This is a genomic window from Gimesia panareensis (assembly GCF_007748155.1).
Taxonomy (GTDB): domain Bacteria; phylum Planctomycetota; class Planctomycetia; order Planctomycetales; family Planctomycetaceae; genus Gimesia; species Gimesia panareensis.
Window position 1 is genome coordinate 420,304 of sequence record NZ_CP037421.1, and the last position, 15,262, is coordinate 435,565.

At 56.1% G+C, this 15,262-nt stretch carries 12 protein-coding genes; 8 read left to right on the forward strand and 4 right to left on the reverse strand.

Going from position 1 to position 15,262, the window contains the following annotated elements; genetic code table 11:
- Positions 1 to 6: 6 nt before the first annotated feature.
- From Enr10x_RS01610 to Enr10x_RS01620, 3 genes are all read right to left on the reverse strand, one after another.
- Positions 7 to 1,473, reverse strand: coding sequence for an FG-GAP-like repeat-containing protein (locus tag Enr10x_RS01610; protein WP_197997447.1), 1,467 nt, complete (start codon positions 1,471 to 1,473; stop codon positions 7 to 9).
- 68 nt (positions 1,474 to 1,541) lie between these two features.
- Positions 1,542 to 2,699: an SGNH/GDSL hydrolase family protein gene (locus Enr10x_RS01615; protein WP_145103347.1), complete on the reverse strand. Its 1,158-nt coding sequence runs from the start codon at positions 2,697 to 2,699 to the stop codon at positions 1,542 to 1,544.
- 105 nt (positions 2,700 to 2,804) lie between these two features.
- Positions 2,805 to 3,809 (reverse strand): DUF1559 domain-containing protein, encoded by a 1,005-nt coding sequence (locus Enr10x_RS01620; protein WP_197996353.1) that lies wholly within the window; start codon positions 3,807 to 3,809, stop codon positions 2,805 to 2,807.
- A gap of 357 nt (positions 3,810 to 4,166) precedes the next feature.
- Between Enr10x_RS01620 and Enr10x_RS01625 the strand changes: the two genes are divergently transcribed.
- The 8 genes from Enr10x_RS01625 (at position 4,167) to Enr10x_RS01660 (ending at position 13,797) form a co-directional block, all read left to right on the forward strand.
- Positions 4,167 to 5,582, forward strand: a complete 1,416-nt coding sequence (locus tag Enr10x_RS01625; protein ID WP_145103350.1) for a sensor histidine kinase — start codon at positions 4,167 to 4,169, stop codon at positions 5,580 to 5,582.
- Positions 5,560 to 6,972 carry a sigma-54-dependent transcriptional regulator gene (locus Enr10x_RS01630; RefSeq protein ID WP_145103353.1) on the forward strand — a complete coding sequence of 471 codons (1,413 nt, stop codon included), beginning with the start codon at positions 5,560 to 5,562 and terminating at the stop codon, positions 6,970 to 6,972. The genes Enr10x_RS01625 and Enr10x_RS01630 overlap by 23 nt, the downstream gene beginning before the upstream one ends.
- A gap of 26 nt (positions 6,973 to 6,998) precedes the next feature.
- The gene (locus Enr10x_RS01635) at positions 6,999 to 8,486 is read left to right on the forward strand and encodes a sulfatase (RefSeq protein WP_145103356.1); all 1,488 of its coding nucleotides are present in this window, start codon (positions 6,999 to 7,001) and stop codon (positions 8,484 to 8,486) included.
- Positions 8,487 to 8,731: 245 nt separating this feature from the next.
- A complete protein-coding gene (locus Enr10x_RS01640) occupies positions 8,732 to 9,694 on the forward strand; it encodes an AAA family ATPase (RefSeq protein ID WP_145103359.1) in 963 nt (320 codons plus the stop codon).
- Between the two features lie 85 nt (positions 9,695 to 9,779).
- Positions 9,780 to 11,117, forward strand: coding sequence for a DUF58 domain-containing protein (locus tag Enr10x_RS01645; protein ID WP_145103362.1), 1,338 nt, complete (start codon positions 9,780 to 9,782; stop codon positions 11,115 to 11,117).
- Entirely contained in the window at positions 11,114 to 13,132 is a 2,019-nt protein-coding gene (locus tag Enr10x_RS01650; protein WP_145103364.1) for a transglutaminase-like domain-containing protein, read from the forward strand. Before Enr10x_RS01645 ends, Enr10x_RS01650 begins: the two co-directional genes overlap by 4 nt.
- A gap of 203 nt (positions 13,133 to 13,335) precedes the next feature.
- Complete coding sequence (locus Enr10x_RS01655) at positions 13,336 to 13,545, forward strand: hypothetical protein (protein WP_145447957.1); 210 nt, start codon at positions 13,336 to 13,338, stop codon at positions 13,543 to 13,545.
- A gap of 24 nt (positions 13,546 to 13,569) precedes the next feature.
- Positions 13,570 to 13,797 carry a hypothetical protein gene (locus tag Enr10x_RS01660; protein WP_145447958.1) on the forward strand — a complete coding sequence of 76 codons (228 nt, stop codon included), beginning with the start codon at positions 13,570 to 13,572 and terminating at the stop codon, positions 13,795 to 13,797.
- Positions 13,798 to 13,819: 22 nt separating this feature from the next.
- Here Enr10x_RS01660 and Enr10x_RS01665 read toward each other — a convergent pair whose 3' ends face one another.
- A complete protein-coding gene (locus Enr10x_RS01665; RefSeq protein ID WP_145447959.1) occupies positions 13,820 to 14,962 on the reverse strand; it encodes a metallophosphoesterase in 1,143 nt (380 codons plus the stop codon).
- Positions 14,963 to 15,262 lie beyond the last annotated feature (300 nt).

Here is a 15,262-nt window from a genome sequence, read left to right on the forward strand (position 1 = left end):
TGGAGACTATTTTTTAGCCGGCTGTTTCGATTTCGCAGATCCCTTGTTCCACCAGAGGGAAAACCATTCGCTCTGATCGACCTGTTCGACTGCGCGGGCTTCGAAGTTTCCGACGGCCAGATCGAGGTTGCCGTCGCCATCAAAGTCTCCTGCAGTGAGGACCGGGTGTTGTCCGTAAGAGTAATCGAGCGGGTGTGCCGTGAACTGGCCCGGGGCGGTCTGTTCGTACCAGACGATTGTGTTGCGGCGCTGGTCGTAGTTCCAGGTCATGGTGCAGGCGGCGAGGTCGATATCCCCGTCGTTGTCGAAGTCGCCATGTGTGACGCCGTAGGCTCCGGTGAGCGGGGCGAGGCGATGATGCTCAAAAGGGAAGCGGCCCCGGTTTTCCAGCCACTGTACGGAGTGACTGGGGCGAAGTTCGAAGCTGTCCATCGTGTCGCCGTTGGTATAGAGCAAATCCAGATCCCCATCCTGATCGAGGTCGACCAGCTCGATACAGGACGAGCCGTAGGCGGGATCGGGGGCCTGATAGATGGTTTCGGTGCGGAAACGCCCCTGGCCCTCATTCAGAAACGCGACGATGATTTCGTGTTCCTGTGAGAAGAGGGTGACGAAATCGGGGAGCCCATCCTGGTTCCAGTCTGTGATCAGCACATGACTGGCGCCGTGACGGGGATCGAGGACGCGGAGCTGATACTGTAGATCCGCTTTTGACTTTGAGACATTTTCCAGGTAGAGCAGGCGACCGGTTTTGTGCCAGCCGAATTCCGCGACAATCAGATCGAGATCGCCGTCGGCATCGAAGTCGGCTGCTTTGGCGTCAGCGACCCGGCCCAGTCCCGCCTGGAGCGTTTGTTGCTGATAGCTGTTTGATTGCGGATCGAAGAGCAGGGCTTCGACGGTGCCGCGATCATGGTCTTCCGGTCCGAAGCTGCCCAGGTCGGCGATCAGGTAATCGTCGTGCTGGTCCCCGTTGAGATCGACGCGTTCGATGTGCGCCGGGTGATGCAGTTTCGCCAGTGATTCGAATTCAGGCTGGCTGGCGGAGAAACGAATTCTGCCAGCACGTCCCGAATCCAGATCGGTCAGCAGCAGTTCGCCTGGCAACTTATTGCCAGACACCCAGTTCAGATTGGTTACGCCGGGCAGGGGATCGTCTGCCTGACGGGGGAACGACTGTCTTTCGAAATGGACGGGGCCGGATGGTACGTCAGCGATTTGTGCGGGCAGCTGATGTTTCGTGGGAGCGTGGTCAACGAAGTAGCGGATGACTTCGGGCATCGGCGGGACGCGCAGGTTTTTCTCAGTCGACTGCTCATAGTGCACGTATTCACGGGGAATCTGCATCCGCCAGGCATCCTGGGTCAACACATCTGGGTCCGGGCAGAGATGGCAGTGGCCGCAGAAGGTTTTGATCTCCGTTTCAAATTCTGCGTGGCGGCTCTCTGCTGTCAAGGTGGCAGAGGGAGGCACGGACGATTCCTGTTTCCCACACGACAGAAGCAGTGTGAGAAACAGGAGACTGCAGCAGCGGGCCGGCATTATTTCGCCTGCTCCTGCTGTTCCAGAATCGGTCGGAGCACTTCTTCAAAAGCATCCGCCTGCCGGAAGAAGCCCAGGTCAGTCGGGTGGGAACTGTCGACGGTGTCTTCACTGTCGTCGCCGAGCAGCTTTTCTCCTTCCAGGTAGTAGAGGTGTTTCACGCCCTCTTTTTTCAACTGTTCGTAGCCTGCTTTGAGGGCCTCGCGGCTGGTGCGGTGGCGTTCCTGGCTGCTCGGTTTGAGATACGCGTTAGAGTAGGTCCGGTCTTCGACCAGGAGGATCGGCGTATCAGGATGAGCGGCCCGCAGGGTTTTGACGAGTGGGACGGTCTCTTTTTTGATCGTCGATGCCTGGACGTTGGGGAGGCAGTCCATGATGAAGACGCTGGCATCGAGTTCGGCGATGAGTTTGGCGACTTCCGGTTCCATGCGGCCATTTCCGGAGAAGCCGAGGTTGATGACCGGGCGATTGAGTCTGCGTCCGAGGATCGCGGTGTGCACCATGCCGGTGCGGGAAGCACAGCCTCCCTGAGTAATCGAAGTGCCCCAGAAGACGAGCGGTTTGTCTTTGCCCGGTTCGCGGGGTGGTGCTTTCCAGAGCTGACTGGATTCGGGGATGCCGATCTCGACCGATTTGACGCCGTTATACAGGGGGAGGTAGAGCATGTATTCCCGTTTGCCGGGGATGATGCCCGAGATCAGTGTGGCGGTCGTGGTCTGTTTGGACGGTTTTCCGACGGCCAGCCAGCGCCATTTGCCGGATTCGGTTTTGACGTAGAGGTCCAGGCCACTGACGCCGGTGGCTGCCATGTGATTCATGGCCAGCGAGGGGGAGGTCAGGGTCCATTTCGCCTTGATCGTGGTCGCATCAGTCACGAAGCGGACGGCGATGCCGGCGGAGTGTTTGGAGAGCGACCAGACCGGTGGCCGGACAACGCCTTTGGCTTTTTGGGGGAGTCGATCATAAAAGCTTTCCGTTTCGGTCCAGCCTTTGCCTTCGACGTCGAGGTTTTTGACATCAAACCAGTGGGTTTTGTCTTTGGAGTCGGTGGTGAAATCGGTGATCGGTTGATCGGCGGCCTGCAGGACTGCTGCAGAGGCGACCAGGCAGATCAGGGTGGAGACGCGCAGCCAGTTGGTTCGTTGAGGGACTCTCATTGCTGTTCCTGTTTTTTCTCTCGGGTGCGGGAAAGATTGATGATGCTTTCACCATCTTAACAGGAGCCCCCGGGAAAAAGGAAGTGGGGGTCCAGCGAATGTCGTTTAGAATTCACCGACGACTTCGCCGTTGTTGCGCGTTCCCAGGGCTCTCCAGATGTCCAGAGAGATATTTTCACTGATCGTCCGAACCGAACCATCGACGAGAACCGCGTTGACGACCCCCGTATGAAAACTGCGGGCGGTGATGATCGCGTAAGTGGGTGAACCGGCGCTGCCGTTCTTCCCTTCCTGCCAGGAGTTAAAGTCGGCGTTGTATTCGGTGCTTCCACTGGTGTAGGGAACATAAGTGTTGGGGTTCAGGGTCACGGTAAAGCCGGTATGGTGCACACGACCATCGGGCCATTCGGTATGTCCGGTATTGGTTTTAAACTGGCTTCCCGAGGCGACGATGGTAGCGGCAGCGGAAGCGGTGCCGGGAATGGTGGTCGTCGAGGGTCCCCCGTTTCTGGTGTAAGGCTGCCAGCCTTTGACTTCAGCAGCCAGGAGTGTATTACTCGTTCCATCAGTGAAGCTGGCCATCGTCAGACTGGCATTCGGAAAGAATGCGCCGTTACCGCCGTTACCGTTGGTGGGGTTAAAGACGAACCAGGTGCCGTAGTTGAAACCATAGTTGGTGGGATAGAGTTTGACTTTTCCGCCTCCCGGATCGCGGACCTTGTCGCTGTTGGGATCGCTGGGGCAGGCAAAGACGGGGATTTTCAGTCCATCGATGGCGGTCTGGAAGTCCCAGGCGGTGGAGAGATCGACATTCGCATAGAGATTCCCCTGTTCGAGCATGGGGAGAATACGGCCATGGACGCCCCAGGAACCATTATTGCCTGTGGAAGAAACTGAGAGATCCACACTCGCGCCGGGGGGCAGATAGCGATAGCTGCTGGCGTAATTGTGTATCGCGAGTCCCAGTTGCTTAAGGTGATTCTTACACTGGGTGCGGCGAGCGGCTTCGCGGGCCTGCTGGACGGCGGGTAACAGGAGCGCAATCAGAATGGCGATGATGGCAATCACCACCAGGAGTTCGATGAGAGTGAATCCACGACGGGTACGCATTTTCAACATGTTTCCTGCTTACTTTGCTGGCGGGTACAGAGGATCAATACTATGGATGACCTGCAGGCAAAGAATATACCAAAGTCTTTATTTTCATTGGTGTTGTTGAAAAAGCGGTACTTTGAGACTGATCAGAGTGGTAGGAATCCAAAGGGCCGTCGATTGAGGCGACAGCAGGGTCGATTTAATCGACACGCCCCAGGGGTCAGGTTGATTGCACAGGGAGATTTTTAGTTGCCGGGTTCGGAAAAACCACTGACGTGTTCTGTTTCAAAGTATTTTATGGGGCCAGTTTCTTCTAAAATGGAAGGAAGCTCCGGCAACTGATTTCATTCACCTCCAGGAAAGTACATCCCTATGCGCTGGCCGTTACGGTACCAGATATTAATTCCGATGGTCGGCATTATGGTCTGCGCGATTGTGGGAGTGACGTTGCTGCATGCCTGGCTGGCGACGAATCAGATCAAGTTGCAGGTGCGCGATCAGTTTCGACAGATTGCCCACACGCTGAATGATGCGACATTCCCCCTGACGGTTGCTGTTTTGAACCAGACGAAAGGGTTGTCGGGAGCTGATTTTGTCCTGGTGGGAGGCGAAGGGAATGTTCTGTCTTCCACCCGACCTGATTTCTCACCTGCCCCCGTGCAGGGATCGCCGCCGACCTGGGATGAGTTACAGAGTTCGGATGTGATCCAGGCCGGGGATGCCCCTTTTTTTCATTCGGTGGTCCAGCTGCAACCACGAATGCCGGGTGAGGGGGTGCGTTACCTGCATATCTATTTTCCGGTCCGACAGTATCGCGAGGCGATTGCCAATGCTGTCTATCCCTCGCTGATTGCGGGCAGCCTGGCGCTGATCGTGGTGGCGATCCTGGCAACCGTGATTGCTGCCCGAGTGACACGACCACTGCAGCGTCTGGATCATAAAGTCGTACAGATTGCCCGCGGTGATTTTCAGCCGATGGTTCTGCCTGAACGAGATGACGAGATTCGCGACCTGAGTACGTCGATCAATCAGATGGCGGAACTGCTGGGGGATTACGAAGATGAAATCAAACGGAGTGAGCGGTTGAAAACGCTGGGGCAGTTGCGGGGGGCGATTGCCCACCAGTTGCGGAATGCGGTGACCGGGTGCCGGATTGCGCTGGACCTGTATCTGAGGAAATCGCCTGAAAATCAGGAAGACGAGACGCTGCAGGTCGCGAATCGGCAGTTGTGCATGATCGAACAATATCTGCAGAGTTTTCTGGAGAACAAAGGGGGGCACTTCTCCAGTTTTGAGCCGGTCTGTCTGAATGAGCTGGTGGCGCGGGTGATCAGTCTGGTGGAGCCGACGGCGCGGCATGTGGGCATTGAATTGAAGAACGAAACGGATGCTGAATCTCTGACGATGCAGGGAGACGCGGAATCGCTGGAACAGTTGATTTCCAATCTGGCACTGAATGCGATTGAAGCGGCTGTCTCGGTGCAGGAAGAACAGGGAATCACAGGTGAGGTGAGTGTCAGGTTGTTTCCAACGGGGGCGGAGTCTGTTACTTTGGAAGTCGTGGATACGGGCCCCGGACCGGAGTCGTCGATCGTAAATAAGATGTTTGAACCGCTGGTGACCGCCAAGCGTGACGGGACCGGCCTGGGTTTATTTGTAGCCAGAGAGATTGTGCAGAATCACGGCGGCGAGATCCGCTGGGAGCGCCGCGGCGAGCGGACCTGTTTCATCGTCGAGTTACCTCTGGTGCAGGTGGAGAAAGCGTGTGTCGAAACTACTGATCGTTGATGATGAAGAATCGATCTGCTGGGGACTGAGCCAGCTGGGCGAGAGTCTGGGCCATGAGGTGCTGATGGCTTCGACGGCCGAGCAGGCGCTGAGTCTGGCGGAGAAAGAACGCCCTGATGTGGTGGTGATGGATGTGCGTCTGCCGGGGATGAGCGGGCTGGCGGCGATGCAGGGGCTGCACGAACGGATCGGTCCGCTGCCGGTGATCGTGATTACCGCTTATGGCGATCTGCAGACCGCCGTCGAGGCGGTGCGCAACGGTGCGTTTGATTACATCGTCAAACCGTTCGATCTGACGCAGATGGAGCAGGTGCTGGAGAAAGCGGTCAGGGAATCAGGACGTGAGGAAATGCAGCCGGGCGCGCCGCGGCAGGTGGAAGGTCTGGTGGGATCGACGCCCGAGATGCAGAATGTGTTCAAGTCGATTGCGCTGGTAGCGGCTTCCGATGCGAGCGTGCTGCTTACCGGTGAGAGTGGCACGGGCAAGGAACTGGCAGCGCAGGCGATTCACCGCTTCAGCGATCGTGCGTCCGGACCGTTTGTGGCGGTGAATATTGCTTCGCTCAGCGAGAGCCTGGCGGAGAGCGAGCTGTTCGGACATGTGCCGGGGGCGTTTACGGGTGCTGAATCAGCGCGGACCGGCTTCCTGGAGCAGGCGAATGGTGGCACGCTGTTCCTGGACGAAGTGGCTGACATTCCCATGTCGATCCAGATCAAGCTGCTGCGTGCGCTGGAAGAAGGCGAAGTGCTGCCCGTCGGTTCGACGCAGCGGGTGAAGACGAATTTCCGCGTGATTGCCGCCTCGCATCGAAACCTGGAATCGTTGATCAAACAGGGCAAGTTCCGCCACGATCTCTACTTCCGGCTGTGTACGTTTCAGATTGATATCCCGCCGCTGCGGAAGCGGGTAGGAGACATCCGGCTGCTGGCTGAATTCTTTTTGGAGCGGTTTGTGGATCGACAGACGGGGATGCAGCATCGGCTAACGCCGGAAGCGATTGCGGAACTGGAACGGCGTCCGTGGTACGGGAACGTGCGCGAATTGCGGAATGCGATCGAACATGCAGCGCTGCGTGCCCGGGGAGGGACGATTCTCCCCGAAGATCTGCCCGCGCCGGTATCACAGTCGTTTCTGGGGCTGGATGAAACTCAGGCTGGCTCGGATGCGGAACTCCACATGCTGTTGAAGCAGTGGGCAGAACAGCAGTTGAGCGATCCGGAAGCGGCTGCCGGGATTTATGAGAAGCTGCTCACCCTGGTGGAACCGCCGGTGATGGAGGTGGCTCTGGAGAAATTTCATGGACAATGTGCGCCGGCAGCCCGCTGTCTGGGCTTGCATCGGACCACTCTGAGTAAGAAACTGAAACAATACGGAATCGAAAACAGCTGAAACCGAAACATCCGAGGTGAACCTGCATGAGACTGATGACGCGCTCCCTGCTGCTGCTGACCCTGATTATACCGGCTCTATCCGGCCTGCGACTGGAGGCCGCTGAGAAATCCAAACCGCTCAACTTCGTCTTCATCCTCGTCGACGATCTGGGCTACATGGATGTCGGCTGTAACAACCCGGATACGTTTTACGAAACGCCCCACATCAATGGACTGGCGAAATCCGGGATGCGGTTCACGAACGGCTATGCAGCGAACCCGGTCTGCAGCCCGACGCGGTACAGCATCATGACCGGGAAATACCCGACGCGCGTGGATGCAACGAATTTCTTTTCCGGGAAGCGGGCCGGTAAATTTCTGCCGGCACCTCTGAACGACCAGATGCCTTTAAGTGAAGTGACGATTGCGGAGGCACTCAAAGAACACGGGTACTCCACGTTCTTCGCAGGGAAGTGGCACTTGGGACCGAGTGAAGAATTCTGGCCGGAGAAACAGGGTTTTGACATCAACAAAGGGGGCTGGTCGCGCGGCGGTCCTTACGGGGGCAAACGCTATTTCTCACCGTATGGGAATCCCCGACTGGAAGACGGACCGGACGGAGAGCATCTGCCCGATCGCCTGGCGACGGAGACGGCGAAGTTTATCGATGCGCACAAGGAGCAGCCGTTCTTTGCCTATCTCGCTTTCTATTCGGTGCACACACCGTTGATGGGACCGAATGCACTGGTGACAAAATACAAGGAGAAGGCGAAACGACTGGGCCTGGAAGGGCAGGTTGAATTTGCCGAAGAAGAGCAGGTCTTTCCCGTGAAAGAGAAGCGGAAAGTGCGGATTCTGCAGAAGCATGCGGTCTATGCGGCGATGGTGGAGTCGATGGACCGGGCCGTGGGGAAAGTATTGAAACAGCTGGAAGCGTCGGGAGTGGCGGACAACACCGTGGTGATGCTGACGGCCGATAACGGGGGGCTGAGCACCTCGGAAGGTTTGCCGACTTCGAATTTGCCTTTGCGGGGCGGCAAGGGCTGGTTGTATGAAGGGGGCATCCGCGAAGTCTTTCTGATTCGCTGGCCCGGTGGTGCGAAACCGGGGAGTACCTGTGATGAACCGGTCATTACCACCGATTTCTATCCCACGATTCTGGATCTGGCGGGGTTGCCTCCGAAGCCGGAGCAGCACCTGGATGGTGTGAGTCTGAAGCCATTCCTGCAGGGGGAGGAGCCCTTGCATCGCGAAGCGCTCTACTGGCATTACCCGCATTATTCGAACCAGGGGGGGATTCCCGGCGCGGCGATACGCATGGGAGACTGGAAACTGATCGAGCGTTTTGAAGATGGTCGGGTGCAGCTTTACAATCTGAAAGCCGATCTGGGTGAGAAGCAGGATCTGGCGGCGCAGGAACCGGAACGCGTGAATCAGATGCGGCAACGGTTGCATCAGTGGTACAAGGAAACCGATGCGAAGTTTTTGCAGGCGAAACCGGGGGGGCCGGAGCCCTGGCGACCGGAGAAATAATGGTTTGAAGTTCGGGCCGGCAGGGAGGCGCGACATCCTGTATTGTAATTGTTCGTGACGGGGTTCATGAAAAATTCAAATTTGACCGAACTGGTTGGGAATTATTGATATGTAGTCCTTTCATTTTCCTCTGATCTGCTATAATTCAAGTATCACCCGAGTCTGTGAGATCGCATCAACTTTCGATGTCTCCGTTGAATTCTGCATGTCCCCGATCAAACTCTATTGATGATTGAGAAAGTCGTATGGCACAGTCCACGCTGCCGGAACAGAGCGAAAAATACGTTCAGAAGCTAAGCCTGTTAAGAGACAACCTGAGCGGCGTGATCCGAGGGAAATCAGAGAGCATCGACATGATGATGGTCGCATTGCTGTCTAACGGTTCGGTACTGATGGAGGATGTGCCCGGTACCGGCAAGACGACGCTGGCCAAAGCGCTGGCACGTTCGCTCGATGTACCGTTCAATCGTGTGCAGTTCACCCCCGACCTGCTGCCGACGGATATTCTGGGTTCTTCGATTTATAATCCCGTGGACGGCACGTTCCATTTTCGGCAGGGGCCGATCTTCTGCAATATTCTGCTGGCCGATGAAATTAACCGGGCGTCTCCCCGTACTCAGTCCGCGCTGCTGGAAGCGATGAGCGAATCGCAGGCCACGATTGAAGGGGTGCGGTATGAGCTGCCTTCCCCGTTCTTTGTGCTGGCGACGCAGAATCCGGTCGATTTTCATGGAACCTATCCATTGCCGGAAGCGCAGCTGGACCGGTTCCTGATTCATCTGCAGCTGGGTTATCCGGATCCGGAAAACGAAATGGAAATTCTGTTTGCCCAGTCGACGGAGCATCCGGTCGATCATCTGGAGCGGGTGTTGAATCACGAAGAAGTGGTGCAGATGCAGGAGCAGGTGAAAACCGTGCACGTGGATCAGAGCGTGGCCCGCTATATGATCGACCTGGTGCAGGCGACGCGTAATGATCCCCGGCTGAAGCTGGGAGTCAGTCCGCGTGGTTCGCTGATGCTGTTTCGTGCCTCCCAGGCGATTGCCTATCTGAAATCCAGAAGCTATGTGCTGCCGGACGATGTGCAGCAGATGGCGGAGTATGTGCTGGCGCATCGCCTGATCTTAACTTCGAAAGCCAAATACAGCAGCATTACCAAAATGGATGTGGTATCCGATATAGTCAGCAAGGTGAAGGTTCCCAACTAGGGGAATGGTTATTTAAGGGTATTCCTTTGCAGGAGCGGGAGGCAGTCGTTTCCTGATCCTGCAGACAGGAAATGTAGAATCAGTCATGCACGTTTCGGAATACGATCCTTATTCACCTACGATTCGCAAGAAAGATTCCTTTGCCAACCGGCTGCTGCTGGTGCGGATGCACAAGCACTACTGGTATTACCGGGTGACCTATCCCGGCAAGATTCTGTTGTTCGGATTTTTCCTGTCGGGTATTGGAACGATTTCGGTCTCGGTGCCGATCTACAACCTGTTCAGCATTCTGATGGCATTGATTCTGATCGACGGTCTGGCTTCCTGGTTCTTTCGGCCCCGGTGTGAACTCAAGGGGGATTTTCCGGCCCAGACGACCGCCGGTCAGCCTGCGGTGGGGCACTTTACCGTAACGAACACGGGCTGGCTGCCCGTGTATGACATGGCGGTCGCCTTTCGCTGGCTGGAGAAACCGCTGACTCAGCTCGACCGGGATGAGACCCTGAATTACCTGCCCCGGGGTGAATCTGCCGAGGTAACTGTAACGATCGATGCTCCGCAGCGCGGTTTTTATGCGCTGCCGAAACTGGGTGTGCATACGCTGTTTCCCTTTCACCTGAACCGATCGGGGAGTGCCGCACTGCCGGGCAAATCGCTGCTGGTCTTACCCTCTTTTCATAAACTGACCAGCGTGGATTTACCGGTGGGCAGTAAATTTCAGCCGGGCGGAATTGCGCTGACATCCAACGTGGGTGAATCACCCGAATATGTGGGCAACCGGGAATATGTGCCGGGCGAACCGGCCCGCAGACTCGACTTTCGCTCCTGGGCCCGACTGGGGAAACCGGTGGTCCGCGAATACCAGGAAGAGTATTACTGCCGGATTGCGTTGATTCTGGATACTTATATGCCTCCCGATCCCTGGCTGATCAGAAAGCTGAAAGCCCTGGGGCAGCGCTCGCAGCCGGGCACGCGGGCTGCGCAGTCGATGAATGTGCTGGAAGCGGGCATCAGTCTGACGGCCTCGATTGCAGATGCCCTGGCGCGGGGGGAGTACCTGATTGACCTGTTTGCAGCGGGGCCGGAGTTGTATGTTTTTCGAGCCGGTCGGCATACGGCCCATTTTGAGAACGTGCTGGAAATTCTCTCCTGCGTCGATCGTTGCCCCGTTGACCCGTTTGAGACCATCGGACCTGCGGTGTTTGAAGAACTGTCGAATGTCTCGACGGCCGTCTGTCTGTTTCTGGACTGGGACAAACAGCGGGAGAAGATGGCGCGGGCCGTGCTGGATTCGGGAGCCAGTCTGAAGACGATCATCATTCACGATGGTCCCACGACGATGCCTTACAATTCGGATGAGTTCGGCGAAGCATATCATTTCACACCTGATCAAATTGCACGCGGGAAGGTGGAAGCGATATGAATGCGCAGCGGACGATCGCGTTTACGATGCTGAGCCTTGAGTGTGCAGCCTTTTCGATACTGTCGGAAACGTTGTTTTTCTCGTTCAGCGTCATTCTGCTCTCCGCCTTGTCGTATTTTCCGGTGTTGCGCTATTCGTTTTCCCGGCGGCAGGTCTTCTGGATCACCAGTATCATGGCCATGCTGTTTATCGTGAAATACGTGTTATATCAGCATGATTTTACGCTGGACCGACTGGCGATCCGGACTCCACTGGCTTATGCGGCGGCGCAGTTTGTGATCACGGTGCAGTTGCGGCAGTTGTTCGACAGTCATTTTGAGCCGTTTCTGCCAGCCTCGTTTCCGTTACTGGGTATCATTGTTTTCATTCTGACTGGTGATATCCTCGTGCATGGAACGAAGGGGCTCTACTACCAGGTCCTGGTGTTCGGTTTTGCTTTGCTGACGGGCGTGTTTTTTCAGATCGGACATGCGGTGCGAGTGCCTCGGGAGACCGAGCGTGCTCACTGGCCGGTCTATGTGATTCGTGCCTGTTTCTTCGCTACGATCTGGCTGCTGGGCTGGTTGACGGCAACCGGCATGGATCGTTACGAACGGGAACTGGATCAGCTGTATTATCGACTGATCGAGCCCAGAACGGCAGGGCTGGCTTCGCGTGCCGGGTTCTCCACAATTTCGCGACTGGGAAGTATGACGCCCCATTTTGATCAAGGTGCCGACCAGATCCGGTTACGTGTCAAGTCGACCGATGAGCCGGGCTATTTCCGCGGTCGGGCGTTTGTGCAGTTTCTCAATTCGGAGTGGCACTCCGAGGTGGGGGCGCATAATGTTCCGATCATCGCGCTCCCTCCAGCCGGGGTGCATGCCAGCATTCCGGATAATGGTACCTGGTTTCAGCTTGGTCAGGCAAAGTCGTCTGATTGGATTGAGTACCAGGTCTGGTCGCAGGATCCGGGGCATGTCTTTGCGCCGTTGAATACGCCCCTGGTGTATGCCTTCGCCGACAGTATCCAGTTTGACAGCCAGGAGGTTCTCACGTCGCGCACGATGGCCAGTGGCTTTCCGTATTCGATTTTTTATCCGCGGCACCAGTTGCCACAACGTCCCGAACCTGATGCCGCGCTGCAGCGATTATTGCAGTTACCCGATCAGATTCACCCGGAGGTCAAACGACTGGCTGAGGATGTTTTTGCGGGCTGTGACACATCCGCAGCAAAAATTCAGCGGATTCAGGCGTACTTTCAGAATACTTATGAGTATGAACTGGGAATTTCCGTGCCTTATGGTGAAGACGCGCTGACTTATTTCCTGCTGGAAAAGCCGGCAGCACACTGTGAGTATTTTGCTTCGGGGACGGCGGTGTTGCTCAGGCTGGCGGGAGTTCCCTGTCGTTATGTGACGGGTTACGTCGTCCGCGAACGGAATGAGTATGACCAGTACTGGGTTGCCCGCAGTCGGCACGCTCATGCCTGGGTCGAAGCCTGGGATGAAACGCGGGGCTGGGTGACCGTCGAGTCGACTCCCTTTGCGGGCCAGCCGGAGTTTATTACACCCGGATCGACGCGTCAGTACTGGGAATCCGTCATGGGTCAGTTTTCGCGACTCAAAATGGCGATACAGCAGGGACAGTGGATACTGGCCATGTCGGAGGCGCAGCTGCCACTTCTGCTGCTGGCGGGTGGTGTGGTGCTCTGGTTCCTGATCCGCTGGGTCATCCGACTGGTGTCCGGCCAGCTGCGAGCGCGTGCCGAGTTTCTCGAAAATCCGTTACATATTCAGGAGTTACATCGTTTGCTGATCCAGATGGATCACCTCCTGGCACGGAAACAGGTGGTACGGCAGCCTGGGGAGACGTTGATGCAGTTTTCCCGCCGCATCCCGGATCAGAAAATCGCTGAGTGGTACCAAACCTATGCCAGCAGCCGGTTTATGCCGGAAACTGAGTTGGTCCATGAACAGATTGACCGGCTGCATTTACAGCTGCAGGAAATCCGCAGCCAGAAAACGCCTGCCTGAGCAGCAGAGCGGCAGATTTTGCCTGTGAAACAGGGGTTGGCAGACTGCGGTCCCCGGGCTAGAATCCGCCCCTCATCTCTCAAATCTCAAACCATTTCAATTCAAAATTACGACACACTTTTTCAAAGACGGACCCGGCGTTCGCCTGTATCGGCATGCGCGTCTGTCTTTGTCACTTCTTAACCAGAAACGGGATTCTCTCAATGAAAGTACTCTCTAAAGCACTCCTCATCGTGATTCTTCCGAGCCTGTCTCTGTTTGCCACCGGATGCGATCTGATACCGCACGCGTTTCATCCCAGTCAGTGGCATAAACTGAATCGGCAGCCGGCACCGCGGCAGGATACTTACTTCTCAGTGCCTGACAACATTCCGGAGCGGGATTTTCAGAAGCAGTCTGAGAGTGGCAACTGAATTCTTTCAGAATGGAATATGGTGATGAAGGTTCTCTCAACACGGTTTTTCTCGCTGATGCTGGTGATTGTTCCGCTGGTTTCTTCCGGCTGTTCGCTGCTGCCTCACTCCATGCATCCCAGTCAGTGGTATAAGCTGAATCAAGTGGAAGCACCGCGTAAGGACATGTATTTCTCAGTCCCTGATCCGATACCGGAACTGGAACAACAGGTCCACCAGACGCGGTCAGTTACAGAAGACGCACAAGACTGAAATCACACCCTGCTGTTCTGACTCAGTTTCTTGTTTTCTGCGTGAATGTCTGGCGGTCGAGCACTTCGCCGTTGAGGTTTTTCAGCTCGGCTGTCATTGCGCCTGTTTTGCGCTCACAGGTAAGCAGCAGGTAGCTGTCCTGGCTGGCCAGGAATTTTGAATGCGGGTCCGGATACCTGGTACCTGTGCCGCTGAGCGAGGTGTTGTAACAGGTCAAGCCGTCCACCTCGGCCCGCTCGGCGAAATAGCCGAAGCCGGTGATACAGAGTGTTCCTCGTTGAAAGAGTTTCTGCCAGTCTCCTTTGAGCTTACCACGCATCGTTGCGTTGCGTTCGTTATACAGCGTGACGGTGTGAGCGGGGTTGGTACGGGTGAGTTGTGCGTACCATCTGTATTGCGCGGAATCGTGATCGAACGGGTGACAGGTCTGCCAGGTCGTGCCGAAATCGGACGTGTGATTGAAATCGAGGGCGATCAATCGCAGGTCGAATTCCGGGATGTCGAAGTGCCACTTCCATTCGTCATCGGGTAAAGCGAAGACACTCCGAAACGCGGTGGCGTCGACATCGTAGACAGCGTACTCCGGAGGTTGTTTGCCGCGGGGATGTGCCTCGCGGTCGTGATTGCCCAGCACCGGCATAAACGGCGTCGAGCGGAACAGTTGCGGGTATTTGCCGATGAGCTGCATGTACGGTTTGATGCAGTCCTGATTTCCGGGGCCGCAGGCCTGCCAGAGATTGCGGATGTTATCCCCGGCGGTGAGCAGCAGGTGGACATTATCTTTGCGGAGGTGAGACAGATCGGGCAGAGACTGCCAGTCCGCTGCGACGGCAATCCGCAGGACATCGGTGGGAAAGGCTTTGAAGGTTGCGAGGGAGGATTTTTTGTTTCCGGTCTGTACGGCGTAGTGGTAGACCGTATCCTGTTTCGTCAGGGGAATCTCCACATGATGCAGGCGGGTGTTGCCTGGCTGACTGATGGTTTGCAGTTTCTCGGGTGAGAGTCCAAAGTGCACGACCGAGTCGCCGGGCTGATCGCTCTGCCAGTTGACCACGATTCGATCGGGCTGAGGGGCATTGCAGGTCAGCCAGATACGCTCGATTTCCGCAGCTGCGACAGTGGCAGGCAGCAGACAGAGGCTCAGTAAAAGTGCAGCTAATCTCATGGATGATTCTCGCGTGATCTGTTTTCCGTGGAAGGTTCTCTTTGTCAGTGTAGAGCGAGCCGCAGACGGATGCTACTGCGAGAAGGATGGTACCCGAAGAGTACTGATCTTTTGTGTTGGAATGGTTCAGCTTTCAAATGTAGGGGTTTCTACCAGTATGGTTGATCCAACAGCGATCCCTCTGTCGGCGTAAGAGTAAAGAGCCGTTATTTCCTGCTGCAGAATTGGTATTTTTGTGTATGATTACCGCTTTTAGACAAGAAAAGCAGGCGGTAGCGGTCTAAAATTACGTTCCCGGTT

Coding starts and splice junctions, on each gene's coding strand:
- Enr10x_RS01635 (WP_145103356.1), top strand. CDS start 6,999: ATGAGACTGATGACGCGCTCCCTGCTGCTGCTGACCCTGATTATACCG.
- Enr10x_RS01645 (WP_145103362.1), top strand. CDS start 9,780: ATGCACGTTTCGGAATACGATCCTTATTCACCTACGATTCGCAAGAAA.
- Enr10x_RS01665 (WP_145447959.1), bottom strand. CDS start 14,962: ATGAGATTAGCTGCACTTTTACTGAGCCTCTGTCTGCTGCCTGCCACT.
- Enr10x_RS01655 (WP_145447957.1), top strand. CDS start 13,336: ATGAAAGTACTCTCTAAAGCACTCCTCATCGTGATTCTTCCGAGCCTG.
- Enr10x_RS01640 (WP_145103359.1), top strand. CDS start 8,732: ATGGCACAGTCCACGCTGCCGGAACAGAGCGAAAAATACGTTCAGAAG.
- Enr10x_RS01615 (WP_145103347.1), bottom strand. CDS start 2,699: ATGAGAGTCCCTCAACGAACCAACTGGCTGCGCGTCTCCACCCTGATC.
- Enr10x_RS01660 (WP_145447958.1), top strand. CDS start 13,570: ATGAAGGTTCTCTCAACACGGTTTTTCTCGCTGATGCTGGTGATTGTT.
- Enr10x_RS01650 (WP_145103364.1), top strand. CDS start 11,114: ATGAATGCGCAGCGGACGATCGCGTTTACGATGCTGAGCCTTGAGTGT.
- Enr10x_RS01625 (WP_145103350.1), top strand. CDS start 4,167: ATGCGCTGGCCGTTACGGTACCAGATATTAATTCCGATGGTCGGCATT.
- Enr10x_RS01620 (WP_197996353.1), bottom strand. CDS start 3,809: ATGCGTACCCGTCGTGGATTCACTCTCATCGAACTCCTGGTGGTGATT.